General features: G+C 59.4%; 28 protein-coding genes. 16 read left to right on the top strand and 12 right to left on the bottom strand.

Going from position 1 to position 25617, the window contains the following annotated elements; translation table 11 throughout:
• Positions 1 to 96: 96 nt before the first annotated feature.
• Positions 97 to 690: a nitroreductase family protein gene (locus AACY11_RS00780; RefSeq protein WP_339493635.1), complete on the bottom strand. Its 594-nt coding sequence runs from the start codon at positions 688 to 690 to the stop codon at positions 97 to 99.
• A gap of 163 nt (positions 691 to 853) precedes the next feature.
• Here AACY11_RS00780 and AACY11_RS00775 point away from each other — a divergent pair, with 163 nt between their 5' ends.
• Together AACY11_RS00775 and AACY11_RS00770 are read left to right on the top strand one after the other, a co-directional pair.
• Positions 854 to 1303 (top strand): YcgN family cysteine cluster protein, encoded by a 450-nt coding sequence (locus AACY11_RS00775; protein ID WP_339431028.1) that lies wholly within the window; start codon positions 854 to 856, stop codon positions 1301 to 1303.
• Positions 1304 to 1338: 35 nt separating this feature from the next.
• Positions 1339 to 2568, top strand: coding sequence for a hypothetical protein (locus AACY11_RS00770; protein ID WP_339493633.1), 1230 nt, complete (start codon positions 1339 to 1341; stop codon positions 2566 to 2568).
• A 113-nt stretch (positions 2569 to 2681) separates the two neighbouring features.
• On the opposite strand, the gene AACY11_RS00765 is transcribed toward AACY11_RS00770, so the two are convergent.
• The 4 genes from AACY11_RS00765 to AACY11_RS00750 form a co-directional block, all read right to left on the bottom strand.
• Positions 2682 to 3059: a YgaP family membrane protein gene (locus tag AACY11_RS00765; RefSeq protein WP_339431030.1), complete on the bottom strand. Its 378-nt coding sequence runs from the start codon at positions 3057 to 3059 to the stop codon at positions 2682 to 2684.
• Positions 3060 to 3140: 81 nt separating this feature from the next.
• Entirely contained in the window at positions 3141 to 3611 is a 471-nt protein-coding gene (locus AACY11_RS00760; protein WP_221729385.1) for an RNA methyltransferase, read from the bottom strand.
• Positions 3612 to 3803: 192 nt separating this feature from the next.
• A complete protein-coding gene (locus AACY11_RS00755; RefSeq protein ID WP_007911336.1) occupies positions 3804 to 4175 on the bottom strand; it encodes a YajD family HNH nuclease in 372 nt (123 codons plus the stop codon).
• 49 nt (positions 4176 to 4224) lie between these two features.
• Positions 4225 to 4911, bottom strand: coding sequence for a spermidine synthase (locus AACY11_RS00750; RefSeq protein WP_221729383.1), 687 nt, complete (start codon positions 4909 to 4911; stop codon positions 4225 to 4227).
• Between the two features lie 78 nt (positions 4912 to 4989).
• Between AACY11_RS00750 and AACY11_RS00745 the strand changes: the two genes are divergently transcribed.
• Positions 4990 to 5274, top strand: coding sequence for a hypothetical protein (locus AACY11_RS00745; RefSeq protein ID WP_339493632.1), 285 nt, complete (start codon positions 4990 to 4992; stop codon positions 5272 to 5274).
• Here the strand turns inward: AACY11_RS00745 and AACY11_RS00740 are convergent.
• Both AACY11_RS00740 and AACY11_RS00735 read right to left on the bottom strand, forming a co-directional pair.
• Positions 5271 to 5744, bottom strand: a complete 474-nt coding sequence (locus AACY11_RS00740; RefSeq protein WP_339431034.1) for a cyclic nucleotide-binding domain-containing protein — start codon at positions 5742 to 5744, stop codon at positions 5271 to 5273. The genes AACY11_RS00745 and AACY11_RS00740 overlap by 4 nt on opposite strands.
• Positions 5745 to 5880: 136 nt before the next feature.
• The gene (locus AACY11_RS00735) at positions 5881 to 7935 is read right to left on the bottom strand and encodes a S9 family peptidase (RefSeq protein WP_339493631.1); all 2055 of its coding nucleotides are present in this window, start codon (positions 7933 to 7935) and stop codon (positions 5881 to 5883) included.
• 236 nt (positions 7936 to 8171) lie between these two features.
• Between AACY11_RS00735 and AACY11_RS00730 the strand changes: the two genes are divergently transcribed.
• From AACY11_RS00730 to AACY11_RS00720, 3 genes are read left to right on the top strand one after another with little or no spacing between them, the layout of a single operon-like run.
• Positions 8172 to 8678 carry an MFS transporter gene (locus AACY11_RS00730; protein WP_339493630.1) on the top strand — a complete coding sequence of 169 codons (507 nt, stop codon included), beginning with the start codon at positions 8172 to 8174 and terminating at the stop codon, positions 8676 to 8678.
• Positions 8679 to 8693: 15 nt separating this feature from the next.
• Positions 8694 to 9470, top strand: a complete 777-nt coding sequence (locus tag AACY11_RS00725) for a class II glutamine amidotransferase (RefSeq protein ID WP_339431037.1) — start codon at positions 8694 to 8696, stop codon at positions 9468 to 9470.
• Between the two features lie 12 nt (positions 9471 to 9482).
• Entirely contained in the window at positions 9483 to 10025 is a 543-nt protein-coding gene (locus tag AACY11_RS00720) for a DUF2937 family protein (RefSeq protein WP_339493628.1), read from the top strand.
• A gap of 41 nt (positions 10026 to 10066) precedes the next feature.
• Here the strand turns inward: AACY11_RS00720 and AACY11_RS00715 are convergent, their stop codons facing one another.
• On the bottom strand, positions 10067 to 10981 hold the full coding sequence (locus tag AACY11_RS00715; RefSeq protein ID WP_339493627.1) for a LysR family transcriptional regulator: 915 nt from the start codon (positions 10979 to 10981) through the stop codon (positions 10067 to 10069).
• A 159-nt stretch (positions 10982 to 11140) separates the two neighbouring features.
• Between AACY11_RS00715 and AACY11_RS00710 the strand changes: the two genes are divergently transcribed.
• The 5 genes from AACY11_RS00710 to AACY11_RS00690 all read left to right on the top strand — a co-directional run bounded on the left by AACY11_RS00710 (position 11141) and on the right by AACY11_RS00690 (position 15551).
• Positions 11141 to 12439, top strand: a complete 1299-nt coding sequence (locus tag AACY11_RS00710) for an MFS transporter (RefSeq protein ID WP_339493625.1) — start codon at positions 11141 to 11143, stop codon at positions 12437 to 12439.
• 76 nt (positions 12440 to 12515) lie between these two features.
• Complete coding sequence (locus AACY11_RS00705) at positions 12516 to 13268, top strand: 5-oxoprolinase subunit PxpA (protein WP_339493624.1); 753 nt, start codon at positions 12516 to 12518, stop codon at positions 13266 to 13268.
• Entirely contained in the window at positions 13265 to 13969 is a 705-nt protein-coding gene (gene pxpB, locus AACY11_RS00700) for a 5-oxoprolinase subunit PxpB (protein ID WP_339431042.1), read from the top strand. Before AACY11_RS00705 ends, pxpB begins: the two co-directional genes overlap by 4 nt.
• Complete coding sequence (locus AACY11_RS00695; RefSeq protein ID WP_339431043.1) at positions 13966 to 14883, top strand: 5-oxoprolinase subunit C family protein; 918 nt, start codon at positions 13966 to 13968, stop codon at positions 14881 to 14883. Before pxpB ends, AACY11_RS00695 begins: the two co-directional genes overlap by 4 nt.
• Positions 14884 to 15002: 119 nt before the next feature.
• Complete coding sequence (locus AACY11_RS00690) at positions 15003 to 15551, top strand: hypothetical protein (protein ID WP_339431044.1); 549 nt, start codon at positions 15003 to 15005, stop codon at positions 15549 to 15551.
• Between the two features lie 69 nt (positions 15552 to 15620).
• Here AACY11_RS00690 and AACY11_RS00685 read toward each other — a convergent pair whose 3' ends face one another.
• The 3 genes from AACY11_RS00685 to AACY11_RS00675 all read right to left on the bottom strand — a co-directional run bounded on the left by AACY11_RS00685 (position 15621) and on the right by AACY11_RS00675 (position 18954).
• Positions 15621 to 16799, bottom strand: coding sequence for a vWA domain-containing protein (locus AACY11_RS00685; protein ID WP_339431045.1), 1179 nt, complete (start codon positions 16797 to 16799; stop codon positions 15621 to 15623).
• A gap of 12 nt (positions 16800 to 16811) precedes the next feature.
• Positions 16812 to 17657 (bottom strand): AAA family ATPase, encoded by an 846-nt coding sequence (locus tag AACY11_RS00680; RefSeq protein ID WP_007911294.1) that lies wholly within the window; start codon positions 17655 to 17657, stop codon positions 16812 to 16814.
• Positions 17658 to 17880: 223 nt separating this feature from the next.
• Positions 17881 to 18954, bottom strand: a complete 1074-nt coding sequence (locus AACY11_RS00675) for a DUF748 domain-containing protein (RefSeq protein WP_339493622.1) — start codon at positions 18952 to 18954, stop codon at positions 17881 to 17883.
• Between the two features lie 128 nt (positions 18955 to 19082).
• On the opposite strand from AACY11_RS00675, the gene cysK reads away from it, so the two are divergent.
• From cysK to AACY11_RS00655, 4 genes are all read left to right on the top strand, one after another.
• A complete protein-coding gene (gene cysK, locus AACY11_RS00670; protein ID WP_339493620.1) occupies positions 19083 to 20057 on the top strand; it encodes a cysteine synthase A in 975 nt (324 codons plus the stop codon).
• A gap of 184 nt (positions 20058 to 20241) precedes the next feature.
• Complete coding sequence (locus AACY11_RS00665; protein WP_339431048.1) at positions 20242 to 21180, top strand: aspartyl/asparaginyl beta-hydroxylase domain-containing protein; 939 nt, start codon at positions 20242 to 20244, stop codon at positions 21178 to 21180.
• Between the two features lie 269 nt (positions 21181 to 21449).
• Complete coding sequence (locus AACY11_RS00660; protein ID WP_339431049.1) at positions 21450 to 21614, top strand: hypothetical protein; 165 nt, start codon at positions 21450 to 21452, stop codon at positions 21612 to 21614.
• Between the two features lie 93 nt (positions 21615 to 21707).
• Positions 21708 to 22571: a DMT family transporter gene (locus AACY11_RS00655; protein ID WP_339493619.1), complete on the top strand. Its 864-nt coding sequence runs from the start codon at positions 21708 to 21710 to the stop codon at positions 22569 to 22571.
• A gap of 58 nt (positions 22572 to 22629) precedes the next feature.
• Here AACY11_RS00655 and AACY11_RS00650 read toward each other — a convergent pair whose 3' ends face one another.
• Positions 22630 to 23538, bottom strand: a complete 909-nt coding sequence (locus AACY11_RS00650) for a DMT family transporter (protein WP_339431051.1) — start codon at positions 23536 to 23538, stop codon at positions 22630 to 22632.
• A gap of 227 nt (positions 23539 to 23765) precedes the next feature.
• On the opposite strand from AACY11_RS00650, the gene aceK reads away from it, so the two are divergent.
• Positions 23766 to 25487, top strand: a complete 1722-nt coding sequence (gene aceK / locus AACY11_RS00645) for a bifunctional isocitrate dehydrogenase kinase/phosphatase (protein WP_339493617.1) — start codon at positions 23766 to 23768, stop codon at positions 25485 to 25487.
• Positions 25488 to 25617 lie beyond the last annotated feature (130 nt).

The following is a 25617-nucleotide window of genomic DNA, read 5'->3' as shown; positions in this document are numbered from 1 at the left end:
CTTGCTCGCGAAAGCGGTGTGTCAGTCATCAGAAACGTTGACTGACACACCCTCTTCGTGAGCTGGCCTGCTCCCACTGTTTTTTTGTGGTGTGGCTTAGAGGGTGAAGTCGCCTTCAGCCGCCAGTTCGCTCAGCGGACGACGGGGGCTAGGCTCCTCGCGTGCTTGCAGGTAATCGGCCAGGGTCGCCTTGTCCCCCTGCTTGCCCACCGCCACGGCGGCGTGCAGTGCGTAACCTTCTGGAGTGTTCAGCTCCTGGCGGGTCAGTTCCTGATCAAAACCGGCCATGCCATGGGTGTGCCAACCGCTGATGCTCGCTTGCAGCGCCAGATGGCCCCACGCCGAGCCCGTATCGAAGGTGCTCCACAGCGCAGGGGTTTCTTCAGTGGCGCCCGGTACGGCGAAGCTGGTTTTGGACATGACGATCACCAGCGCCGAGGCATGTTGCGCCCAACTGCGGTTGAATTCGTTGAGCAGGCCCAGATACCGCTCCCAGTTCGGCGTATCGCGACGCGCATAGAGAAAACGCCATGGCTGCGAGTTGTAGGCCGACGGCGCCCAGCGTGCGGCTTCGAAAAAGCTCAGCAGGGTTTCTTCCGGGATCGCTTCGCCGGTAAAGGCGCGGGGCGACCAGCGATCGGTGAATTGCGGGTGAATGGCGTAATCGGCAACGCGAGGGTTGGCACTCATCAAGAAATTCCTGGACACGTTTTTAAAAGAAGAGAGGCAAAACCCTACTGGGCGGCGCTTGGGCTGACAAGCGCGTTTTACCGACAGTCGCCAGCGCTTGGCCCGCAAGCCCGCTGGCACTAGACTGGCGGCCTTTTCACCACCTGATGTTGATGCTTGAGCCATGGCCGCCAAAGTCGAACCGTTCTGGAAACGCAAAACCCTCGATCAACTGGATCACGAGGAATGGGAATCGCTGTGCGACGGCTGTGGCCTGTGCTGCCTGCAAAAGCTTGAGGATGAGGAAGACAACAGCGTCTATTACACGCGCATCGCCTGCAAACTGCTGGATCTGAAAACCTGCCAGTGCAGCGATTATCCGAATCGCATCAAGTTTGTCCCGGACTGCATCCAGCTCACGCCGGGGCAGGCCGAAGCGTTCAAATGGTTGCCGCCGACCTGCGGATATCGGCTGGTCAGCGAGGGCAAGGATCTGCCGTTATGGCATCACCTGGTGTGCGGTGATCGCGAGGCGGTGCACCACGAGCGGATTTCCCAATCCGGGCGCATGCTCGCCGAAGGCAGCGTGCCGGAAGACGACTGGGAAGATCACCTGATTTTCCGGGCCGGCTAAGCGCCCACGGATTCAAGTTTCAACAAGGAGTGTGTATGGCTGTGGGATTGCGGCAGGCGTTGATCGCCGTGCTGCTGGCGCTGAGTGCGCCGGTGTGGGCGGCGAAGAAAGTAGACCTGGATTATCACGTGCGCTTGTTGCCCAAGAGCGATCAGGCTGAAGTGCGTTTGACCCTGGCCAAGGGCGCCGTTGTGCGCAGCCTCGATTTTGACCTCGGCGATGGCAGCCATTACAGCGACTTCAAGGCCGATGGCCAATGGCAACTGACGCCGGGCAAGCAGGCGCGCGGTGTCTGGCGTCCGGCGAGCGAAAAGGCCAGCCTGACCTATCGCGTGCGCATCAGCCACGGTCACAGGAACGGCAGCTTCGACACGCGCATGACGTCAACGTGGGCGTTGATGCGCGGTGACGATTTGGTGCCGACGGCCAAGCTGGATCAACAGGACGGCACCGAACTGGTTTCGCGCCTTCAATTTGAGTTGCCCGACGGCTGGAAAAGCATCGAAACCGCGTGGCCACGCATCGGCAAAAACAAATTCCGCATCGACAATCCCTCACGCTTGTTCGACCGCCCGACCGGTTGGATGCTGGCCGGCCACCTCGGCAGCCGTCGCACCCGGTTAGGTGAAACCGAAGTCACCGTGGCCTCGCCGCAAGGGCAGGGGATGCGCCGCATGGACGTGCTGACGTTGCTGACGTTTGTCTGGCCGCAGGTGCAGGCGCTGTATCCGCGTCATCCGGCCAAGCTGTTGATCGTCGGCGCCAGCGACCCGATGTGGCGCGGCAGCCTGGGCGCGCACGAGTCGATCTATCTCAACACGCGTTTGCCGTTGGTCAGCGAGAGTGGCAGCAGCGCGCTGGTGCGTGAGTTGGCTCAGGTGTTCGCTCGGATCAATGACGAGCAGCGCAGCGACTGGATCAGCGAAGGGTTTGCCGAGTTTTACGCGATCGAACTGGTGCGCCGTGCTGGCGGCATGAGCGATGAGCGCTATCAGAGTTTGCAGGCGAAATTGGCCAGGGATGGCGCAAAGGTCACGACGCTGCGCGGCGAGCAGATCAGCCAGGCGCAGGTTTCAAGGGCGGTGGTGATGTTGCAGGAGCTCGATGGCGAGATTCGCTTGAAGACGCGCAACAAGCGTTCGCTGGATGAAGTGTTGCGGGGCGCGATGCATCTGGGGACGGTGAGTACCCAGGAGTTTGTGCAACTGGCCGAGCGTGTTCTGGGCGAGTCTTCCAAAGTTCTTGATACCGCGTTGCTTCAGTAATACCGCCTTCACGAGCAAGCCCGCTCGCACATTGGTTTTGTGTTCGACGCAGATCAAATGTGGGCGCGGGCTTGCTCGCGAGGAGGCCATCAGCCTCACAACAAATTAAGGATTCAAACCCCGGCTTTCGGCGATTTCACCGACTCATTGCCAGTCACCGTCGCCGTGCTGGTCGCGGCCTCGGCATTGGCCTTCAGCTTGCTCAACTCATCCCCGGCACGCTCGATCCTGGCCCGCACGTTATTGATGTCCTGACGGCTTTTCTCGTACAGGCTTTTCACCGAACTGTGCCCGGTAATCCCCCGAGCCATGGCCACACCGCCGATCGCTACTTGAATCAAACCGAAAACGCCGCCACGGCGCAGGCCTTTGCCGACCATGATCACGCCGCCGGCCAGCGAGCCGATACGCTCCCAGCCTTCGACGTTCTGTTCGGAACGGCTCTGAAACGGGGTGGATTCGATACGTTCGACGCGTTTGAGCTCGGTCATGATCTTTCTCCAGGCATTGGGTAGTGGATAAACAAGCTGACTGCGCGGGCGGACAGCTTGTTCCATCGGATAGGCGACGTTTTAGCGGAATTTCGGCCCGGAGCGGGTGTTCAGGCCCTTGGCCATGCGGTCGTAGAGCACGACGTTGACCGTGGCAGCGAGGTTCATGCAACCGGTGGTCGGGATGTATACGACGTCTTCGCACCAGTCGCGGATCTCTTTATCCAGCGAGCCGTCTTCCGGGCCGAAGATGTAGAGCGCGCGATCCGGATGGGTGTATTCCGGCAGCGGGCGAGCGCCTTCGACCAGTTCCACGGCGACGGGCACGCAGTTGAGCGGCAGGATTTTTTTCAGATCATCGATGCCGATCAACGGGATGTCGTAGTGCACACGTTTGGTGTCGGTGACGAAGTCGGCGGCGCGATCATAACGCTTGCCGGTGTAGAACACGGTCGACACGCCATAACAGCCCGCGGCGCGCATCACCGAACCGACGTTCTCCGGTGATTTGGGGTTGTACAAACCAATGCAGCTGTAACGTTTGTCTGCCACGAGCGGGGAGCCTTCGGGAAAAAGAGGGCGATTATACGGGGATTGGGTGGTTGTGGTCAGGTCATGGATTGGCGGTACCTGGGCGGGCGCCTTCGCGAGCAAACGCGCTCCCACATTGGATCGACGTCGTACACAAAACCAATGTGGGAGCGGGCTTGCTTGCGAAGAGGCCATTCAGGCCAATGAAGATCTTTAGTCTTCTTTTTTCATCAACCCGGCCAGGGCGGCAAACGGGTTATGCGTCGCTTTGGCAATCTTCGGCGTGCTCAGCGAGCCTTCGCTGAAATATTGCTGGTCGGTGTAACGCGAGTGTTCGTTGTCGTGGCAGTACAGGCACAGCAACTCCCAGTTCGAACCGTCCTGCGGGTTGTTGTCGTGGTTGTGGTCGCGATGATGCACGGTCAGTTCGCTCAGACGCTTGCCGGAAAACTCACGGGTGCAGCGACCGCAGACGTGCGGGTACATTTTCAGGGCCTTGTCGCGGTAGCCCATTTCCTTGTCGCGCTGGTTGTCGGCGAGGATGCGATCCAGCTTCGACGTGTTGGTTGGAGTGGACGAACTCATGGGTTCACCTTTGTAGAAAGACGGATGACGGTTATGTTCGCAGTTTAGCTCAGCCCTTGAGCTTCTCGGCAATCCAGATCGTATGGCGGGTGCCCTTGTTGCCGTGGGCGAAGACCTGCACTTCTTCGGCCTTGAAACCGGCCTTCTTCAATTTGTCGGAAAACTGCCGGTCGGCGCTGGCCGACCACACCGCCAGCACGCCTTTGGGGCGCAGGGCCTTGGCGCACGCATTGAGCCCGGCGGCGGAGTAAAGCCAACTGTTGGCCTTCTGCGTCAAGCCTTCGGGGCCGTTGTCGACGTCTAGCATGATCGCGTCGAAGCCATTGGGTTCGCTTTGCAGCACCTTGGCGACATCGTCCTGACGGATCACTGTGCGCGGGTCGAGCAGGGGACGGCCGGATTTTTCACCGAGCGGCCCACGATTCCATTCGACCACGCCCGGTACCAGTTCAGCGACCACCACTTCAGCGCTCTTGCCCAAGTGCTTGAGCGCCGAGGCGAGGGTGAAACCCATGCCCAGCCCGCCGATCAGCACCCGCGAATCCGGTCGGCCGGCGACCTTGCGGCAAGGGATCTCGGCCAGCGCATCTTCTGAACCGTGCATGCGCGTGTTCATCAATTGCCCGCCATCGCCGCCCTGAATCTTGATGACGAAATCCTCGCCATATTCGAACAGGCACAGGGCACCGCCGTTTTCAGGGATCGGCGTGGTGTCGAGCAGAACGAAACGTTTCATGGAAATCTCTACAAGGGGGAAGGCAAGCAGGCCCGTTGGGAGTAGCCTGAGCGCAGACTAAGGCCAACGGAGCCCTTGATGAAGCGCACCATTCTAACGGTCATTGCCCTGGCCGCGCTCTCGATTAGTGCCGTGCAGGCGCAGCAGACCATTGCGGTCAGCCCAATGCCACAACCGGGTTCGCCCGGCACCGCAACGCCAACACTCTATCCGCAGATCACGCCGATCAACATCCCCAAGTCTGGCGCCGGCAGTGGCAGCCCGCCGTTGGTGCCGATCGAAATGCCAAGTCCGCCGAGCAAGGATCAAGCGGTGCCGGGCATTGAACCGACCGGCACCAAAGCCAAATCTCCCGGCGGTTAGACTTGTTGCGCCGCCAGTTGACCGTCGGCCATGCGCAGGCGTTTGGAGAGGGAGACAGCGAGGGCGCGGATGATCTTGGCGGCGATTTTCGGCGCATCGTTGAGCATTTTCTCCAGCGAGTCTTTGCCCAGGTTGAGCAACTGACAGTTGCTCGCCGCGATGCAGGTCGCCGAGCGCCGTTCGCCGTCGAGCACAGCCATTTCGCCGAATGCCCGGCCGCTGCGCAGGGTGGCCATGGTGATGGTCTGGCCGTCGGGGCCGGTTTTCTGCACGGCCACCTGGCCGGTGTGGAGGATGCACATGAAGCTGCCAGCATCGCCCTCGCGGAAGATGGCTTCGCCCTCGGCCACCGTGCTGATGCTGAAGTAGCCGGAGGCGGCGGCGAAGTCTGCCAGTTGCAACTGATCGAACAGACCGCAGTCCATCAGCCAGTCGCGGATTTCGTTGTTCAGTAAAGTCGGTTCTGACATGTCTTGGCGATCTTTTTGTTTTCACATGGGCTCGGCGTTACACGAACCCTGTGGGGGCGGGCCAGCCCCCACAGGGTTTTGTGTGTTATCGACAGCCGGGGTCTGTAGTTAAGACCCAAGTGACCGACGGAGTTCCTCAGGCCAGCCCCAAAACCTTGAAGACAAATGCATATTCGAGTGCTACGTCACGTAATCCCTGGTAACGCCCGCTCATGCCACCGTGCCCGGCGCCCAACTCTGTCTTGAGCAGCAGCGGGTTGTTGTCGGTTTTGGTCGCGCGCAGCTTCGCCACCCACTTGGCCGCTTCCCAGTACTGCACGCGGCTGTCGTTGTAGCCGGCGATCACCAGCGTCGCCGGGTAGTCCTGCGCGGCGACGTTTTCGTACGGTGCGTAAGCCTTGATGCGTTCATAGACGTCCGGCTCTTCGGGGTTGCCCCACTCGTCGTATTCGGTGACGGTCAGCGGCAGATCCGGGTCGAGCATGGTATTGAGCACGTCGACGAACGGTACCTCGGCAATTGCCACGCCGAACAGATCCGGACGCTGGTTGAGCACGGCGCCAATCAACAGGCCACCGGCGCTGCCACCGCTGATCGCCAGTTTTTGCGCCGTGGTGATGCCGTTGAGAATCAGGAACTCGGCGCAAGCAATGAAATCACTGAAAGTGTTGTGTTTGTGTTCTTGCTTACCGGCGCGATACCAGGCTTCGCCCAGCTCACCGCCGCCGCGCACATGGGCGATGGCGAAGGCCATGCCGCGATCGAGCAGGCTCAGGCGTGCATGGGAAAACCACGGGTCGAGGCTTGAACCGTATGCGCCGTAACCGTACAGGTACAGCGGCACCGGTTTGCCTACCATTTCGCGCTTCATCACCAGACTGATCGGCACTTGCGTACCGTCCGGCGCGTTCGCCCACAAACGCTGACTGACGTAGGCGTCGGCGTCGAAATGGCCTAGCACCGGGGTTTCTTTCAGCACGGTTTGCTCGCCGGTCGCGAGGATCAGTTGGCGCACTTGGGCTGGACGGTTCAACGCCTCGTAACGCAGGCGAATCCGGTCACTTTCAAACTCCAGGCTGTTTTGCACATAGAGGCTGTAGGCCGCGTCCGGCAATTGCACGCGATAAGGCGCCAGCCCCTGTGGGTGAACTTCGATGATCGGCAAGCCGCCTTCGCGCAGGCTCAGGGTCATGGCTTGGGTGTTGAGGCTCACGTCGTCGAGCATCACGCTGTCGCTGTGAGGGATCAGGTTCTGCCAGTCGGCCTCCGTTGGTGCGACGCCGGTGTCCGGCGCCTGATACAAGGCGTAGTTGATGCCGTCGCGGTTGGTGCGGATAAACCATGTCCACTCGCCATCGAGCAGGCCGTGATCGACATCGTATTCGTGATCCTCGACCCGTGGCGCCAGGCAAGTGAAGGGCAGATGCGGCTGATTGGCGTCCAGCGCCCAGACTTCGCTGGTGGTCTTGCTGCCCAGCGACAGCAGTAATTGCTGTTCGGAGCTGGAGCGATAGCAATGCAGGAAGAAACGTCCGTCTGCTTCGTTGAACACCTCTTCGGCAGCGGTGCCGTCGAGGCGGTAACGGAACAATTTGTGTGGGCGGTGAGTGTCGTCCAGCACGCCGAAGAACACGGTCAGGCTGTCGTTGGCCCAGGTCATGCTGCCGTCGCAATCCTCGAAGGCCAGTTCGCTGACCTTGTCGTTGGCCAACTCCTTGACGAACAGCGTGTAAACCTCCTCGCCCGAGGCGTCGACGCTGTAGGCCAGACGCTGGTGATCGGGGCTGATGCTGAACGCGCCAAGCGAAAAGAACCCGCCATTGGCAAGCACGTTCGGGTCGAGCAGCAGTTGCTCGCGGCTTTCGTCTAGGGTCAGGCTGTCGTCGGCAGGACGCGGGCAGCGGTAGTGCCGGGCGTATTCGTCACCGGCGGTGGTGCGTGTGTAATACAGATACGGCCCCCATGGCGAGGGCAGGGACAGGTCGGTTTCGAGGATCCGGCCCTTGATCTCTTCGAACAGGGTTTCGCGCAGTGGCGCCTGATCGGCGGTTTGCGTCTCTTGCCAGGCGTTTTCGGCCTTGAGGTAGTCGAGCACCGCGTCGGTGTCGCGCTCCTGCAGCCAGGCATACGGGTCGGCGCCGGCGGCCTTGTGGGCAATCGGGGCACTGATGGCGTTGGCGGATTCGGGCATGAATGGCTCTCGGACAATGTACGGAATGAGGTTTTGCGCAGCGCATGAAGCCAATGCAGAACCTGTGGGAGCGGGCTTGCTCGCGAAGGCGTTCTGCCAGATCACACCTGTTTGACTGACCCGCCGCTTTCGCGAGCAAGCTCGCTCCCACAATGTTTGCGGCTGGCCGTCTGGCATTGGGACAAGCCTGAAGCGCGAAAAGTCGTTACTATAAGCGCCTCTTTGCCTGCCTTGCCATGGACACCATGACCGAGAACGACTATCTGATCGCCTGGGGCCTCTACGCCTTTGCCGCTGTAGGCTGCCTGTTGGTATGGATGCGCCTGACCCGCTGGATGTGGCGCTGGCTGCGCGAGCCGCTGCGTGTCTTGATGGCGGTGCTGTTGTTCAGTCCGACCATCATTGACCCGGTGAAGGAAAAGGTCGCTCCGGCCATTGCCATCACCACGCTGGATCTGGCGTTCAAGGTCGGCAACAACGCCTGGCGGGCGATTTCCGACCTGTTCATGTACGGCATGATCGCCTTTGGCCTTTACCTGGTTTTCGTGCTGATCCGCTTTCCGGTCGAGCGTGCTTCACGCGCTCGCCGCGAACAGGCTGAAGCCACCAAAGCCGCCAACGCTGCGGCCCGCGCGGATGACCGCGACGATGATCAACCGTTCGGCGGTGCCGGTGATGATCGCTACGGCCGTGCGCCAGTGCCGAGCAATCCGCAGCGCATGCGGGTCGAGCCGCGTCTGTAACCCGAGAGCCCGCACATGTGTGAATTACTGGGCATGAGTGCCAACGTGCCGACCGATATCGTGTTCAGCTTCACCGGGCTGATGCAGCGCGGCGGTCGCACGGGCCCGCACCGTGACGGTTGGGGCATCGCGTTCTATGAAGGCCGTGGCTTGCGTCTGTTCCAGGACCCGGCCGCCAGTTGCGAGTCGGAAGTGGCCAATCTGGTGCAGCGTTATCCGATCAAGAGCGAAGTGGTCATCGGCCATATTCGTCAGGCCAATGTCGGCAAGGTCTGCCTGTCCAATACCCATCCGTTCGTCCGTGAACTGTGGGGACGCAACTGGTGCTTTGCGCACAACGGTCAACTCGCCGATTTCACCCCGATCAACAGTTTCTACCGCCCGGTCGGCGATACCGACAGCGAAGCGGCATTCTGTGATTTGCTCAACCGCGTGCGTGCAGCGTTTCCGGAACCGGTCGATATAGAAGTGCTGTTGCCCGACCTGGTCGCCGCGTGCGCCGACTACCGCAGCAAAGGCGTGTTCAACTGCCTGCTCAGCGATGGTGACTGGCTGTTCTGCTATTGCTCGACCAAACTGGCACAGATCACCCGGCGCGCACCGTTCGGCCCGGCGCGATTGAAGGATGTCGATGTGATCGTCGATTTCCAGGCCGAAACCACGCCCAACGACGTGGTCACGGTGATTGCCACCGAGCCTTTGACCGAAAATGAAAACTGGACCCGCTACGAACCGGGCCAATGGAGCCTGTGGCGACGCGGCGAATGCGTAAGCCAGGGCACTACCGAATAAGGATTGCACCCCATGTTGCTCAGTTATCTACGGCTGGTGTTGTTTGCGGCGGGCCTGTTGATTGGTGTCCAGGTGCCTGGGTTCATCAACGATTACGCGAAACGGGTCGAGGCGCATCTGATCGAGGCGCAGACCGGCCTGCGCGGTTTCCAGGGCACGGCCGAGCAATTGTTCAAGGGCGACTTGCAGGCGCTGGTCGCTCATTACCGCGCCAGTGACGACCCGGTGTTTCGCAGCGATGCCGACAGCCTGAGCACGTTGCTCAATCGTCAACTGGCGCTGGATAAACAGTTCCAGGCGATGCAGGGGCCTTGGTACATCCGCTTCCTGCAAGTGGTGCTGGCTGCCGATCCGGATATTCGCAAGGAAACCTGGAACGGCTACAGCTATCAGATTCTGCTGACCCCGCAAGCGATGATCTGGGGCATGAGCGGGGCGTTGCTGTTGTCGTTCGGCATTGAATGCCTGTTCCGTCTGATCGACTGGGTGGTGCTCGGTGGCAAGCGCCTGCGCCAGAGCCGGCCTATCGAAGACCGCGATGTGCGCGGGTTGTAAGGGTTCAGTCGCTGTGGCGAGGGGATCAATCCCCTCGCTGCTCAGTCAGTCAATGTGATGTAGCGCTCGCCCATCTCGCGCGCATACCCTGCCAGCACCTGCTGACACAACGACACAATCTCCTCGACCCAATCCACGCCCACCCGCCACGACACCACCACCTGCAAGTTCGATGGCCGTTGGTCGATGGCGAGCAAGGTCAATTCCCCCCGCATCAATTCTTCGGCCACCAACACCGGCGGCAGCGCGCCAATGCCGAATCCATCGCGCAACAAACGCGTGATCGCCGACACCGAATTCACACAGTTCAAGCGTGGCGTCAGCACGCCGTTGGCCTGCATCAACGCCAGAACGTCCTGATGTGGCCGGGAGTTTTTCGAGTAGGTGATGATCCGTTCCTGGGCCAGATCCGCAAGGCTTGAGAAGTCGCGGTTGTAGATCGAATGGGTCGCCACGATCCAGCCCAGCGGATGGCTGGCCAGCTCCAGACTGCGCACGCTTTCATGACGCACCAGGTCGGTTTGCAGGATCAGATCGAGAAAGCCTTTTTGCAGCTGATCGCAGAGGTTGAGCGACGTATCGGCCACCAGCTCGATTTCCACCCGTGGATACAGGTCGGTCATGTGCGCCACCAGGGGGCTGAGCCATGTGTGGATGACCGTGTCCATCACGCCAATGCGCACCCGGCCGACCTGGCTCGAACGGGTTTCGATCGATTGCTTGAGCGCGCTCATGGTGTCGAGCATCTGCTCGGCATATTCGAGCACTTTCAGGCCTTCGGGCGTCAGGCTGACCCCGCGTGAATCGCGCAGAAACAGCTTCGCCCCCAACTCGTTTTCAAGCACCGCAATGCGGCTGGAAATCGACGCCTGAGTGGTGAAAAGCTTGTCGGCGGTCAGGCGAAAACTCTTCAGTCGGGCGACCCAGACAAAGGTCTCGAGAAACTTCAGATTCATGGGCAAGGCTCGGGTGACAAATTTTTCTTATGCCTAAGGCGGGTTTTTATTCGTTGGACGCAGCAGGGCCATGGGACGAAAAATCGGCGCATCCGGTTCCCACGATAGGCGTCGTCGGGGCTTCGAACAAGACCAATAAAAAACCTGCGGAGATTGGCCATGAGTGCTCCCGATACCCTTCCCGACACACTCGATACACCCACGGCAACGGCGCGTCCGGGCCCGTTCGACTGGTATCGCAACATCAACAAACAGGAGCGTCGCACGTTCTGGAGCTGCAAGATCGGCTACGGTCTGGACGGCATGGACACGCAGATGCTCAGCTTTGTCGTGCCGACGCTGATTGCGATGTGGGGCATCACCACCGGCGAAGCCGGGCTGATTCACACCAGCACGCTGATCGCCTCGGCCATCGGCGGTTGGGTCGCCGGGATTCTTTCCGACCGCATCGGGCGCGTGCGCACGTTGCAACTGACGGTGCTGTGGTTCGCCTTCTTTACCTTCCTCTGCGGCTTCGCTCAGAACTACGAGCAGTTGCTCATTGCCCGCACCCTGATGGGTTTTGGATTCGGTGGCGAGTGGACCGCCGGTGCCGTGTTGATCGGCGAGGTGATCCGCGCCAAGGATCGCGGCAAAGCAGTGGGCATGGTGCAATCCGGTTGGGCATTGGGGTGGGGGCTGACGGCGATTCTGTATGCGCTGCTGTTTTCGCTGCTGCCGCCGGAAGACGCCTGGCGGGCGCTGTTCATCCTCGGCATCGTCCCGGCGATTTTTGTGATCTTCGTTCGGCGCTTGGTCAAGGATCCGGAGATCTATCGCCAGGCCAAGGCTGCACAAACCCCGGAAAACCCGGCGAAGTTCTACGAGATTTTCGCGCCAGGCATGCTGTTCACCACGATTCGCGCCTCACTGCTGACCACCGGTGCGCTGGGTGGGTACTACGCGATCACGTCCTGGTTGCCGACCTTTCTCAAAAATGAACGCGGTTTAAGCGTGCTCGGCACCGGTGGTTATCTGGCGATGGTGATCGTCGGCTCGTATGTCGGTTACGTGATCAGCGCCTATCTGACCGACCTGTTGGGCCGTAAAAAGAACTTCGTTCTGTTCGCCGTCGGCTCTTTCACCATCGTTCTGCTCTATACGCAGATGCCGGTGAGCAATGGTGTGATGCTGTGGCTGGGCTTCCCGCTGGGCTTCTTTGCCTCGGGGATTTTCAGCGGCATGGGCGCGTTTCTCACTGAGCTGTTTCCAACGCGGATTCGCGGTTCCGGCCAGGGCTTTTGCTACAACATCGGCCGGGCGCTGGCGGCGTTGTTTCCATTGCTGATCGGTCTGCTCAGCCAGAAAGTGCCATTGAGCATGGGCATCGGTGCCTTCGCTGCAGTGTCCTACGGCGTGGTGATTCTTGCTGCATTGAGCTTGCCGGAGACTCGCGGCAAGCAACTCGATGCGCAGTAACTGATAACCTGCGGGGACAGCCCAATCGGCAAATGTCCTACGGATAAAAAGACAAGAAGCTACAGGAGTGTTCACCGTGAGCCGCCTGCTATTGAATTGCGACATTGGCGAGAGTTTCGGCAACTGGACCATGGGTCTGGACGCCGAGGTCATGCCCTTCATCGACTGCGCCAACGTGGCCTGCGGCTTTCATGCCGGCGACCCGAGCATCATGCGCAAAACCGTTAGCCTGGCGCTGAGCCACGGCGTGCAGGTCGGTGCGCACCCGGCCTATCAGGATCTGGTCGGGTTCGGCCGGCGCTCCATGGTGTATTCCGTTCAGGAACTGCAAGACATCCTGCATTACCAGATCGGCGCCCTCGACGGCATTTGCAGGGCGCAGGGCGGTCGGGTCAGTTACGTCAAACCGCACGGCGCGATGTACAACGACATGATGGCCAACCCGGCACAGTTGCGCGCAGTGATTCAGGCGGTTGCCGCTTACGACCCGACGTTGCCATTGATGTTGATGGCCACCCGTGACAACTCGGCAGCGCAGCAGCTCGGGGACGAATACGGCGTGACCCTGTGGTTCGAAGCCTTCGCCGACCGCGCCTACGACAGCGCCGGCAAACTGGTCTCGCGGCAATTGCCGGGTGCGGTGCATCACGCTGCGCACACAATCATTGAACAAGCCCTGACCATTGCCCGCGGGGGCCCCCTCACTGCGAGCGACGGTAGCGCGTTGTACCTGCACGCCAACACCCTGTGTGTGCATGGCGATAACGCCAGCTCGGTGGCTGCCGTGCAACGCATCCGCGAGGCCTTGAACCAGCAGAGCGCGTCATGAACCCAAGGATTGAAGTCGTGGCGCTGGATTGTCTGATGCTGCGCCTGTTCGATGACATCGCCGAGGCCAACATGCCGTGGATGCTCGCCGCCAGTGAGCGCTTGCGTGCGGGGTTCGGCCCGCAACTGATCGATCTGGTGCCGTCCTACACCACACTGATGGTGCATTACGATCTGTTGGCCCTGAGTCCTAATCAGGCTCGGGCATTGATTGCCGAGGCGTTGATCGACCTCTCGCCGAATGTGCGAACCGACGGCCAGAGCCATGTGCTGCCGGTCTGGTACGACTTGAGCGTCGGGCCGGAACTGAGCTTGCTCGCTGAGCGAAGCGGGCTGGCGGTGGAGGAGGTGATCCGTCGTCACAGTGCCCGGGAATACCAGGTGTTCGCCCTTGGGTTTGCACCGGGGTTTGCCTTCATGGGCCTGGTCGAAGACATTCTGGCCGCACCACGCCTGAACACCCCGCGCAAGAAAGTCGCCGCCGGCAGCGTCGGCATCGCCGAGCGCCAGACGGCCGCGTATCCGGTGGTGTCCCCCGGCGGCTGGAACCTGATCGGCCGCACCCCGGCGACACTGTTCGACCGTCATCGCGACGGGTACAGCCTGATGCAGCCCGGTGACACCGTGCGTTTCGAAGCGGTGAGCCGTGCCGAGTTCATCCGTCTGGGTGGTGATGACACCCCGCAGGAGGCGCTGGCATGAGCCGACTGACGATTGAAGCCAGTACGCCGTTATGTCTGTTGCAGGACGCTGGGCGTTTTGGCGTGCGACATCTGGGCGTCACTCAGGGCGGCGCGACGGACTGGCGCTCGATGAACTGGGCCAATTGGCTGCTGGGCAATGATCTGGACATGCCGGTGATCGAAATTACCCTCGGCGGATTTACCGTGCAGGCAGCAGAAGATTGCCTGCTGGCGCTGGCGGGGGCTGATCTGGGCGCGAACATCGATGGCCAGTCGTTGGCGCCGTGGCGCAGTTTCAAATTGCACAAAGGACAGACGTTGCAGTTCACCCGGCCGCTGCTCGGGGCTCGGGCTTATCTGGCGGCCCCCGGTGGATTTGATGCGCCCAGGGTTCTTGGCAGCCATTGCACGGTTGTGCGCGAGGGACTTGGCGGTCTTGATGGCATGGGCCTGCCGTTGGCCAAAGGGGCGACGCTGAGCTATCAGGGGCAAACCTTTCTGGTTCGGGAGGTGCCACTGGAGCATCGACCGGATCTGCGGCTGAATGCGCCGCTTGATCTGGTGCTGGGTGCGCAGATCGGTCAATTCAGCGGGCAGAGTCTGTTTGATGTGTTCAACAGTGACTGGACACTGGACAGTCGCGCCGATCGCATGGGCATTCGTTTGCTGGGCACGGCGTTGCAGTATCAGGGCTTGCCGATGATTTCCGAGGGCATTCCTCTTGGCGCGGTGCAGGTGCCGCCCGACGGGCAGCCCATCGTGTTGCTCAATGATCGACAGACCATCGGTGGCTATCCCCGGTTGGGAGCGTTGACGCCCTTGGCGTTGGCGAGCCTGGCGCAGTGTCTGCCGGGGGCGAAGGTGAGATTGCGGCCTGTGATGCAAGAAAATGGCTGGAAAAAACACATCGACTATCTGAAGTCCTACTTGTGAAATTGGCTGTTTCAGACTGAGTTGCGAGATGCTTCCTTTCTTTCTAAGTACATTGCCCTACAGCACTTCCCTGGAGCGTGTGGAACTATTTAGCCTTATCTCAAACAAGGAAGTTACAGATGCGTTATATGAAAGTCGTTGCTCAAGAGGGGGCCGAAGGTGGCGTCAGTGTCGGAAGCCGTATTGTCGGTTTTTATGATCGCGCCGAAGTTGACGCTGTTTATGAGGTGAAGATAAATCGCTTTGGCAATGTGCAGAGGCTCAGTGCTGACAGCATCCATTGCGAAGAACTGGTGGGTCGAATCGAACGATTCATGTCGAGTGCCAGCCTCGATATAAAGCGTATGTTTGACTGGAACCATCGCGGCGATCAGAACGGCAAATCCATGGAGCTTGTTGCCGAGGGGCACGTCACGGACGGTATCGCAACAAAGGTGAAGTTCCGCTTTTTGACAGAAGACGGTCAAGTCAACAACGAAGTGTTCCTCAGTCCGCAAACCGATGCCACGAGGGCGAGGAGTGCAGAGCTGGAAATTCGCGGGACCGAAGCCATTACGCCGGGCAAAAAAAGGCGCAGCAAGAAAAAACCGGGTGCTGTACTCCCAGAGGTACAAGACACTCGATTTATGAACAGGCTATGCAAAGCCTATATCGCGTTGAACTGGTAAAGAGTCTTCGCCAAATGCCCTGAAAGGCGACAGTGTTGAGGCTGTTGCCTTTCAGGGCATCGAGTATTTTTACTTGGACAGAAACCGCATGCCTTCTTCCAGGCCGCGCAACGTCAGCGGATACATCTGATCTTCGATCAAGTCGCGCACTATGTTGGTCGACGAGGTATAGCCCCACGTATCTTTCGGGTACGGGTTGATCCAGATGAGTTTCTTGTACTTCTCCATGAAGCGCTGCATCCACAGATAACCCGGCTCTTCGTTCCAGTGCTCGACGCTACCGCCGGCCTGGGTGATTTCATAAGGCGCCATGGCCGCGTCGCCGATGAAGATCACTTTGTAGTCGGCGCCGTACTTGTGCAGCAGGTCCTGAGTGGCGAAACGCTCGGACGTGCGGCGCATGTTGTTTTTCCACACCGATTCATAAATGAAGTTGTGGAAATAGAAGTACTCAAGATGTTTGAACTCGGTCTTGCAGGCCGAGAACAGCTCCTCGCAGGTTTTCACATGGGCATCCATCGAGCCGCCGATGTCGAACAGCAGCAACAGTTTCACGGTGTTGCGCCGTTCCGGGCGCATCTGGATGTTCAGCAGTCCGGCGTCCTTGGCGGTGTGATCGATGGTGCCGTCAATATCCAGCTCTTCCGCCGCACCCTGACGGGCGAATTTACGCAGGCGGCGCAGGGCGACCTTGATGTTGCGCGTGCCCAGCTCCACGGAATCGTCGAGGTTCTTGTACTCGCGCTGATCCCAGACCTTTACCGCTTTGCCCTGGCGTTTGCCGGCATCGCCAACGCGAATGCCTTCCGGGTTGAAGCCGCCAGAGCCAAACGGGCTGGTGCCGCCGGTGCCGATCCATTTGTTACCGCCGGCATGGCGCTCCTTCTGTTCTTCCAGGCGCTTTTTGAACTCTTCGATCAGCTTGTCCAGGCCGCCAAGTGACTGAATCTGCGCGCGCTCTTCGTCGCTCAGCGAACGTTCGAACTCCTTGCGCAGCCAATCTTCGGGAATCAGCGCCTGCAAGTGATCGTCGAGTTTTTCCAGGCCATTGAAGTAGGCGCCGAACGCACGGTCGAACTTGTCGAAATGCCGTTCGTCCTTCACCAGAATCGCCCGGGACAAGTAATAGAACTCGTCCATGTCGGCGAAGGTCACGCGCTGTTTCAGCGCGTTGATCAGATCGAGCAGTTCGCGCACCGATACCGGCACTTTGGCTGCACGCATTTCATTGAACAGGTTGAGCAGCATGGCATCAGCCTCTTAGCGGGTGCCGCGACGGCTCATGAACGCCAGACGCTCAAGCAATTGCACGTCCTGTTCGTTCTTCACCAACGCACCGGCCAGCGGCGGAATCGCTTTTGTCGGATCGCGTTCGCGCAGTACCGCTTCACCGATGTTGTCGGCCATCAACAACTTCAGCCAGTCGACCAGTTCCGAGGTCGACGGCTTCTTCTTCAGGCCCGGAACCTTGCGCACGTCGAAGAACACGTCCAGCGCTTCGCTGACCAGATCCTTCTTGATGTCCGGATAATGCACGTCGACGATTTTCTGCAGGGTGGTGCGGTCGGGGAAGGCGATGTAGTGGAAGAAGCAGCGGCGCAGGAAGGCGTCCGGCAGTTCTTTCTCGTTGTTGGAGGTAATGATGATGATCGGGCGTTTTTTGGCCTTGATGGTTTCGTCGATCTCGTAAACGTAGAACTCCATCTTGTCGAGTTCTTGCAGCAAGTCGTTGGGGAACTCGATGTCGGCCTTGTCGATTTCGTCGATCAACAGAATGACCCGCTCTTCGGACTCGAATGCCTCCCAGAGTTTGCCTTTCTTCAGGTAGTTGCGAACATCGTGGACTTTTTCGTTGCCCAGTTGCGAGTCGCGCAGACGGCTGACCGCGTCGTACTCGTAGAGGCCCTGATGGGCCTTGGTGGTGGACTTGATGTGCCAGGTGATCAACTTGGCGCCGAACGACTCGGCCAGTTGCTCGGCGAGCATGGTCTTGCCGGTGCCCGGTTCACCCTTGACCAGCAGCGGCCGCTCCAGGGTGATGGCGGCGTTGACCGCCAGCTTCAGGTCATCGGTGGCGACGTAGGCCTGGGTGCCTTCGAACTTCATCTGCTAATCCTCGAACGGTAACGCCGACCTGAACGGGCAGGGCGGGGGCGAAATAATCGGATGCCCGACTATAACGCGCCCCCCGGTCGACTGTGAACGCAGACGGGTTATTCAGTCTCTGAATGGAGCGTCACATGCTGACTGGGTTTTGGTCTCGGGCCAGACAAACACCCCTGTGGCGAGGGGATTGGTCCCCGATGGCTGCGAAGCTGCCCCAAACACACTAACCCGCATCCGGCTTGGGTCGCTCATACCGCGCGTTGAACGCCTGGATGAATCCATTGCGTAAAATCTGCAAGAACGCTTCGAACGCGTTGATATCTTGCTGATGGACGTTACCGCTGAGTTCGACTTTGGTGGCGAACTGATTCTTGCCCTGGTTTTTAAGCACGGTTTCAGTGCCGCCGACCAGTGCCTCCCAGACCGAACGAAAGATACTTTTGTTCTTGTTTTCCACGTCCTGCTGCCAGTTGAACACTTCGACATCGCGCAGCAGCGGCTTGATGTAACCGGTAAGTTTGGCGTTTTCGGCTTTGGCCTCAATCACCACATCACCATGGCCGGCGTTGAAGTCGAACTTGCCATAGGCCGAGGCAAAGTCGTTCATGCGCTTGAGTTCGATATCACGGGCGCGCAGGCGGAACTCAAAGTCTTCGAAGTTGCTCAGTGGATCGAAGGTCGCGGTGGTTTCCAGAGGCGCGTGGCCTAACAACAGCGCTTTGCCCTCGAAGCGTGCGTTGCGTTTACCTGCGGTGTCGACCACGTTTGTCAGGTTGTAGAGGCTGGCATCGACATTTGTCGCATTCATGTTCACCGGTGGTTTGGAATTGAAGTTGCGGAAATTGATCCGCCCGTCGCTGATCCGCACTTCGTTAAGCGTAATCGGCAGGAGTTTGCCCAGTTGCTCACGCCAGTCGGTGCCTTTACCGGTCTGGGAGTCCTGTTTATTGCCTCCATCGACGAAGTTCACTTCGGGTTTGATGAATTGCACCTTGGCCACCACGGCATGGTCGTACCACAGCGAGTGCCAACTCACGGAAAGATCGATCAGCGGTGCATTGACTAACGGGACTGGCACCTTGCCGTCGACCTTGACGATCTTCAGGCCGTTGATTTTGTAAGCGCCACGCCACAGTGCCAGATCCACATCGGTGATCTGGCCGCGATAGTCGCCCATGTCCGCCAGTTTGCCGTTCAGGTAGTCACGCACCAGGTAGGGCAGGGCGATGTGCAGTGCGATCAGCAGCACGACAATCGTGGCGAGAGTCCATAACGGCCAGCTATAACGACGCTTCATGGCGACATTTCCTAAACGATATAAAACGATGGACTGTCATGCGCCGCAGACGTTCGACCCGACTGGACTGTGATGGGTAACAGGCATACCTTTGAGCGCTGAATTCAATGCTGCATAAGGACCCAGCCATGAGCCGTATTTACGCTGACAACGCCCATTCCATCGGCAACACGCCGCTGGTGCAGATCAATCGCATTGCGCCGCGTGGGGTGACCATCCTGGCCAAGATCGAGGGGCGCAACCCCGGTTATTCGGTCAAGTGCCGGATCGGTGCCAACATGATCTGGGACGCCGAAAGCAGCGGCAAACTCAAGCCGGGCATGACCATCGTCGAGCCGACTTCGGGTAATACGGGCATTGGCCTGGCCTTCGTGGCGGCCGCTCGTGGTTACAAATTGATGCTGACCATGCCGGCATCGATGAGCATTGAGCGTCGCAAAGTCCTCAAGGCCCTTGGCGCCGAACTGGTGTTGACCGAGCCCGCCAAGGGCATGAAAGGCGCCATTGAAAAAGCGGCAGAAATTGTTGCCAGTGATTGCGGCAAATACTTCATGCCGGCGCAGTTCGATAACCCGGCCAACCCGGCTATCCACGAAAAAACCACGGGGCCGGAAATCTGGAATGACACCGACGGTGCGGTCGATGTGCTGGTGGCCGGGGTCGGTACCGGCGGAACCATCACCGGTGTTTCGCGGTATATCAAGAATACCCAACGCAAACCGATTCTATCGGTGGCCGTGGAGCCTATGGCATCGCCGGTGATCACCCAGGCGCTGGCCGGCGAAGAGATCAAGCCGAGCCCGCACAAGATTCAGGGTATCGGTGCCGGGTTCGTGCCGAAAAACCTCGATTTGACGATGGTTGACCGGGTCGAGCAAGTCACCGACGAAGCGTCGAAAGCCATGGCGCTGCGTCTGATGCAGGAAGAAGGCATCCTGTGCGGCATTTCCTGCGGTGCGGCGATGGCCGTGGCCGTGCGATTGGCCGAGACCCCCGAGATGCAGGGCAAGACCATCGTGGTGATTTTGCCGGACTCGGGTGAGCGTTATCTGTCGAGCATGCTGTTCAGTGATCTGTTCACTGAGCAGGAGAACCAGCAGTAAGCGGATTGATTCAGATCAGCCAGGATTCAAGGGCGTTATGTTATTGAAGGCTTTGTTGCGCAAGGCTTGACACTGAATCTTGGGTTGGATGGGTTTTTCCCTTGGCCAGTAGTGTTTATCATGGCCGGCTGCCATGCCGGGTACGAGGCATGGCGTAGCGTTGTCTTTTTCCTGGGAGTTGTTGATGACCTTTTCGTTTACCGCCAAGGCTTTGGTGTTGCTGCTGTTTGTGGGCAGTACGCTCTATGTGCATTTGCGCGGCAAGGCGCGTTTGCCGGTACTGCGTCAGTTCGTCAACCACTCGGCGCTGTTCGCCCCGTATAACGCCCTGATGTACCTGTTCTCCGGCGTGCCGTCCAAGCCCTATCTGGATCGCAGCAAATTCCCGGAACTGGATGTGCTGCGCGATAACTGGGAAACCATCCGCGACGAGGCCATGCACCTGTTTGACGAGGGCTACATTCGCGCTGCCGAGAAGAACAACGACGCCGGTTTTGGCTCGTTCTTCAAGAAGGGCTGGAAGCGTTTCTACCTCAAGTGGTACGACAAACCGCTGCCATCTGCCGAAACCCTGTGCCCGAAAACCGTGGCGTTGGTCAGTGCCATCCCCAACGTCAAAGGCGCCATGTTTGCGCTGCTGCCGGGGGGCAGCCATCTGAACCCGCACCGCGACCCGTTTGCCGGTTCGCTGCGTTATCACCTCGGCTTGTCGACACCGAACTCCGACGATTGCCGGATTTTCGTCGACGGTCAGGTCTACGCATGGCGTGACGGTGAAGACGTGATGTTCGACGAGACCTACGTGCACTGGGTCAAGAACGAAACCGACAAGACCCGCGTGATCCTGTTCTGCGACATCGAGCGACCGTTGAGCAATCGCCTGATGACCCGCATCAACCGCTTTATCAGTGGCTGGCTGGGCCGTGCGACTGCGCCGCAGAACCTCGACGACGAACGCGTTGGCGGCATCAACCAGGCTTACGCCTGGAGCAAGAACTTCAGCGACAGGTTCAGCGGTGTGGTCAAGCAGTGGAAGCGCCGCAATCCGAAAGCCTACCGCGTGATGCGCCCGATCCTGGCGGTGGTGGTGTTGACGTTACTCGGGTATTGGCTGTTTGGTTGAGGCCGAACCCGAAACGAAGAACCGCTCCTTGTGAGCGGTTTTTTTTATCTCGGAATACAGGCAAACAGGACAGTCGGCAAGGAGGCTTGGTTCGTCTTCGATACTCGTCGATATGGCTTGCGAGCCATGTCTGGCCGAAGCAATGCCCTTGAATCTGTCGCTACCGACACGCAGCCAAAATCATTGCAATCCATGTCCCGCGCTGGTTATAGTCGGCCATCGTGAGCCCAACGACTCACCCAGCCACCCTCAAACAAAGATCTGCCCAAATGCCTGCATCCCTCATCAACGCGGTAGTCGATTCAGCGCTCAACGCTGGCGTCGTGCCGTGCGGGAATCAGCAGACCAAGCAGATCAGTCATTACCCTCCACCTGTCAGTAGCACGCCGGTGTGCGCAGTCGTAGCACCGCCGGGCGTTGGCGTTTCGGGCTGATCAGCATTCTCTGCTGACCCTTGCGCCCGCCAGAAAACTACTGAATTTCAGCCTCGGCTGAGTTGGCTATTTGCCTGACTACAGGTGGTATTCATGTTTGTCCTTTCGAAAAAAACCGCGCTTGCGGCGATGTCCACGAGCCTGTTCGTGTTGTTGTGGAGCAGCGGCGCGATCTTCTCCAAATGGGGCCTGGCCCACGCTTCACCGTTTGCGTTCCTGCTGATTCGCTTTGCCATTGCTTTGGGCGGGTTGGTGCTGCTGATTCCGTTGCTCAAGCTGAAACGGCCCAAGGGTGGCAGGCCGATGCTGTTTGCGATTGCCACAGGCGTGGTGTTGCTGGGGGCTTATCAGATTTTCTATCTGCTGGCCTTGAACACCAAAGTAACCCCGGGCGTGATGGCAACCATCATGGGCGTGCAGCCGATTCTCACCGTTGTCTTGATGGAGCGGCAGCGCTCGGCAAGCCGGCTGTTCGGTCTGGCGCTGGGGTTGGCCGGTCTGATAATGGTGGTTTATCAGGGGATGGGTTTGGCCGGGATGTCCTGGGCGGGAATGCTGTTTGGCCTGCTGGCGCTGGCGAGCATGACCCTGGGTTCGATCATGCAGAAACGCATCACCGACAACCCCCTGGGCACATTGCCGGTGCAGTACCTGGCCGGGCTGTTGTTGTGTGGGGTTTTCGTGCCGTTCCAGCCGTTTCATTTTGAACACAGCGCAGGTTTTATCGTGCCGGTGTTGTGGATGGGCCTGGTGGTGTCGGTGCTGGCGACACTGTTGCTGTATCGCCTGATCGCCCGGGGCAATCTGGTGAATGTCACCAGTTTGTTCTACCTGGTACCGGCAGTGACGGCGGTGATGGATTATTTGATCTTCGGCAATCGCCTGGCCGCGCTGAGTGTGCTGGGGATGCTGTTGATCATCGTTGGCCTGGCGTTTGTGTTCCGTAAAACCGCATAAAACCTTGCGTAAAAAAAGGCCCGGGAGATGATGCCCGGGCCTTTTTGCATCTGCTGAATTACTGCGCGGCGGCTCGGGCAGATTTGACCACCGCCGGCTTTAGCACCAACCACAACGCCAGTGCAATCAACACCCCGCCATAGATGTGCGCCATCGACAGCGGCTCATCGAGAAACAACGCGCCCCACAACACGCCGAACGGCGGGATCATGAAGGTCACGGTCATCGACTTGACCGGGCCGATGGAACTCAGCAGACGGAAGTAAATGATGTAGGCAAATGCGGTGCAGCCCAGGCCCAGGCCCAGCAGCGACAGCCACACGCTCCAGCCGCCCCAATTTGCCGGTGGTGCGGTGATCACGCTGTAGCCGAACAGTGGCAGCAGGAACAGCGTCGCGCCGAGCATGCTGCCCAGGGCCGAGAGGCGACTGTCCAGTCCACCTGCCTGATCCAGCCAGCGTCGCGCGAGAAATCCTGCAAAACCGTAACACGTGGTCGCGAGCAGGCAGGCAATGGCGCCCATCAGCAATTGCAGGTCAAACGCCACGGGGCCGGCACGGGTCAGCACGCCGACGCCGAACAGTCCGAGGAATACCCCGCCAAGTTTGGCCACGGTGAGTTTTTCACTGAAGAACAGTCCGCCGATCAGCACGCCCATCAAGGGGGTGGTGGCGTTGAAAATCGCTGAATAGCCGGCCGGCAATACTTGGGCCGCGACCGAATACAGGGTGGCCGGGATGCCCGAGTTGATCACGCCCAGCAGCATCACGGTTTTCAGTTTGCCTTTGAAATCCCAGCGCACGCGCATCAACCCCAGGATCACCACCAGACCGACAGCGGCAATCGATACCCGCAAGAACCCGGTCGGCACCGTACCGACCACTGGCGCGATGATGCGCATGAACAGGAAGCTCGCGCCCCAGATAGCAGCGAGCGACAGCATGCGGAAAATATCGACGGGGCTCACGGTGACACTCCTTCCTTTATCGGGACGAGAGTGTTGCCGAGCGCCCTGACGATGGCAACCGCTATTGGGGCATTTAACTTTGGTCCGACCGGTTCAATGTTGACGCCGGCAACGAATAATTCCTGTCATGTGCAACCACGACGCGGTTTTGGCACAAATTGCACTTCACCTGCGGCCGGTTCCGTGGCTAAGCTCAGGCATTCCGAATGCACGCAGAGGTCTCATCTATGCCGCAGCAATGGCCAGCCCCCGACATCGCCCGCATGATCCTCGATGGCTTTGACGATTACCGCGAGCATTTCCGTCGGATCACTGACGGCGCCCGGGAGCGCTTCGAGCAGGCGCGCTGGCAGGAGATCCAGACGGCCTCGGCGGCGCGGATCAACCTCTACGAAGACAAGGTCGGCGAAACCATCGCCCGGCTGCGTGAACATTTCGACGACGAAGCACTGATGGACGTCAATGGCTGGCCACTGGTGAAAAGCGCCTACATCCGCGTCATCGATTTGCGCTTCGACGATGAGCTGTCCGAGACCTGGTACAACTCGATTTTCTGCGGGCTGTTCAGCCATGACCTGATCAGCGACGGCTGCATGTTCATCCACACCACCCGGCCGAGCCTGCGCCGAGCACGCGCCGCGCAAACCCGCACCTACAAGCCGCAAGGTCAGTTGTCCGGGATGCTGGCGAGTATCTTTGCCGACTACCGTTTCGGTGAGGATTACGCCGATTTGCCCGGTGACCTGCACCGCCTCGAAGCGCAATTGCGCGAGAACCTGCCGGACTGGGTCTGCAAGGATCCGGAACTGAGCGTCGAACTGTTTTCTTCGGTTCTGTATCGCAACAAGGGCGCGTATCTGGTCGGGCGCATCTACACCCGCGACGAGCAATGGCCGCTGGTGATTCCGCTGCTGCACCGCGAAGGGCGCGGGATTCAGATCGATGCGCTGATCACCGATGAAGCCGATGTGTCGATCATCTTCTCCTTCACCCGTTCGTATTTCATGGTCGACGTACCGGTGCCGGCGGAGTTCATCGGCTTTCTGCGGCGCATTTTGCCGGGCAAGCACATCGCCGAGTTGTACACCTCGATCGGTTTCTACAAGCACGGCAAGTCCGAGTTCTATCGCGCGCTGATCAATCACCTGGCCAGCACCGACGATCAGTTCATCATGGCCCCGGGTGTGCGCGGCATGGTGATGAGCGTCTTCACGCTGCCGGGTTTCAACACCGTGTTCAAAATCATCAAGGACCGTTTCTCACCGTCGAAAAACGTCGACCGCGCCACGGTCATCGAGAAATACCGCTTGGTGAAAAGTGTCGACCGGGTTGGGCGCATGGCCGATACCCAGGAGTTTGCCGATTTTCGTTTTCCGCTGAGCAAGTTCGACCCCGCGTGCCTTGAAGAATTGCTGGAAGTGGCGCCGTCCACGGTGTCGGTGGAAGGCGATACTGTGCTGATCCGCCACTGCTGGACTGAACGGCGCATGACCCCGCTCAACCTGTACCTGGAGAACGCCAACGAAGCGCAGGTGCGTGAGGCACTGGAGGATTACGGCTTGGCGATCAAGCAATTGGCGGCGGCGAATATCTTTCCCGGCGACATGCTGCTCAAGAACTTCGGCGTCACCCGTCACGGGCGGGTGGTGTTCTATGACTACGACGAAATCTGCTTCCTGACCGAAGCCAACTTCCGCCACATCCCGACACCGCGCACGCCAGAGGATGAAATGGCTTCAGAGCCGTGGTACTCGATCGGGCCGCTGGATGTGTTTCCCGAAGAGTTTCCGCCGTTCCTGTTCGCCGATGCCGGTCAACGCAAATTGTTTGATCAGTTGCATGGCGAGCTGTACAACGCCGATTACTGGAAGAGCCTGCAGGAGGCGATTCGGGCAGGGAAGGTCATCGACGTCTTCCCGTACCGGCGCAAGGGCCTGGATAACGAATAACAGCAGCGACGAGCGGCAAGTGACAAGCTTCAGGCCAGCAGTTGATTCAACTTGCGGCGTGTAGCTTGCCGCTTGTAGCTGCTTTTCTGCGACAATCGCCACCCTGCGCCACTAGACGACTGAATTGCGT

Source organism: Pseudomonas sp. RA_105y_Pfl2_P56 (genome assembly GCF_963970845.1).
In the GTDB taxonomy this organism is placed as follows: Bacteria; Pseudomonadota; Gammaproteobacteria; order Pseudomonadales; family Pseudomonadaceae; genus Aquipseudomonas; species Aquipseudomonas baetica_A.
Note: the sequence above shows the minus strand (reverse complement) of the source record. Positions and strands in the feature narration are given on the sequence as shown.

What these genes read in the sequence shown, in the direction of transcription:
- AACY11_RS00780 (WP_339493635.1), bottom strand. Translation starts at nt 690, where the DNA reads ATGAGTGCCAACCCTCGCGTTGCCGATTACGCCATTCACCCGCAATTC.
- AACY11_RS00775 (WP_339431028.1), top strand. Translation starts at nt 854, where the DNA reads ATGGCCGCCAAAGTCGAACCGTTCTGGAAACGCAAAACCCTCGATCAA.
- AACY11_RS00770 (WP_339493633.1), top strand. Translation starts at nt 1,339, where the DNA reads ATGGCTGTGGGATTGCGGCAGGCGTTGATCGCCGTGCTGCTGGCGCTG.
- AACY11_RS00765 (WP_339431030.1), bottom strand. Translation starts at nt 3,059, where the DNA reads ATGACCGAGCTCAAACGCGTCGAACGTATCGAATCCACCCCGTTTCAG.
- AACY11_RS00755 (WP_007911336.1), bottom strand. Translation starts at nt 4,175, where the DNA reads ATGAGTTCGTCCACTCCAACCAACACGTCGAAGCTGGATCGCATCCTC.
- AACY11_RS00750 (WP_221729383.1), bottom strand. Translation starts at nt 4,911, where the DNA reads ATGAAACGTTTCGTTCTGCTCGACACCACGCCGATCCCTGAAAACGGC.
- AACY11_RS00745 (WP_339493632.1), top strand. Translation starts at nt 4,990, where the DNA reads ATGAAGCGCACCATTCTAACGGTCATTGCCCTGGCCGCGCTCTCGATT.
- AACY11_RS00740 (WP_339431034.1), bottom strand. Translation starts at nt 5,744, where the DNA reads ATGTCAGAACCGACTTTACTGAACAACGAAATCCGCGACTGGCTGATG.
- AACY11_RS00735 (WP_339493631.1), bottom strand. Translation starts at nt 7,935, where the DNA reads ATGCCCGAATCCGCCAACGCCATCAGTGCCCCGATTGCCCACAAGGCC.
- AACY11_RS00730 (WP_339493630.1), top strand. Translation starts at nt 8,172, where the DNA reads ATGGACACCATGACCGAGAACGACTATCTGATCGCCTGGGGCCTCTAC.
- AACY11_RS00725 (WP_339431037.1), top strand. Translation starts at nt 8,694, where the DNA reads ATGTGTGAATTACTGGGCATGAGTGCCAACGTGCCGACCGATATCGTG.
- AACY11_RS00720 (WP_339493628.1), top strand. Translation starts at nt 9,483, where the DNA reads ATGTTGCTCAGTTATCTACGGCTGGTGTTGTTTGCGGCGGGCCTGTTG.
- AACY11_RS00715 (WP_339493627.1), bottom strand. Translation starts at nt 10,981, where the DNA reads ATGAATCTGAAGTTTCTCGAGACCTTTGTCTGGGTCGCCCGACTGAAG.
- AACY11_RS00710 (WP_339493625.1), top strand. Translation starts at nt 11,141, where the DNA reads ATGAGTGCTCCCGATACCCTTCCCGACACACTCGATACACCCACGGCA.
- pxpB (WP_339431042.1), top strand. Translation starts at nt 13,265, where the DNA reads ATGAACCCAAGGATTGAAGTCGTGGCGCTGGATTGTCTGATGCTGCGC.
- AACY11_RS00695 (WP_339431043.1), top strand. Translation starts at nt 13,966, where the DNA reads ATGAGCCGACTGACGATTGAAGCCAGTACGCCGTTATGTCTGTTGCAG.
- AACY11_RS00690 (WP_339431044.1), top strand. Translation starts at nt 15,003, where the DNA reads ATGCGTTATATGAAAGTCGTTGCTCAAGAGGGGGCCGAAGGTGGCGTC.
- AACY11_RS00685 (WP_339431045.1), bottom strand. Translation starts at nt 16,799, where the DNA reads ATGCTGCTCAACCTGTTCAATGAAATGCGTGCAGCCAAAGTGCCGGTA.
- AACY11_RS00680 (WP_007911294.1), bottom strand. Translation starts at nt 17,657, where the DNA reads ATGAAGTTCGAAGGCACCCAGGCCTACGTCGCCACCGATGACCTGAAG.
- AACY11_RS00675 (WP_339493622.1), bottom strand. Translation starts at nt 18,954, where the DNA reads ATGAAGCGTCGTTATAGCTGGCCGTTATGGACTCTCGCCACGATTGTC.
- cysK (WP_339493620.1), top strand. Translation starts at nt 19,083, where the DNA reads ATGAGCCGTATTTACGCTGACAACGCCCATTCCATCGGCAACACGCCG.
- AACY11_RS00665 (WP_339431048.1), top strand. Translation starts at nt 20,242, where the DNA reads ATGACCTTTTCGTTTACCGCCAAGGCTTTGGTGTTGCTGCTGTTTGTG.
- AACY11_RS00660 (WP_339431049.1), top strand. Translation starts at nt 21,450, where the DNA reads ATGCCTGCATCCCTCATCAACGCGGTAGTCGATTCAGCGCTCAACGCT.
- AACY11_RS00655 (WP_339493619.1), top strand. Translation starts at nt 21,708, where the DNA reads ATGTTTGTCCTTTCGAAAAAAACCGCGCTTGCGGCGATGTCCACGAGC.
- aceK (WP_339493617.1), top strand. Translation starts at nt 23,766, where the DNA reads ATGCCGCAGCAATGGCCAGCCCCCGACATCGCCCGCATGATCCTCGAT.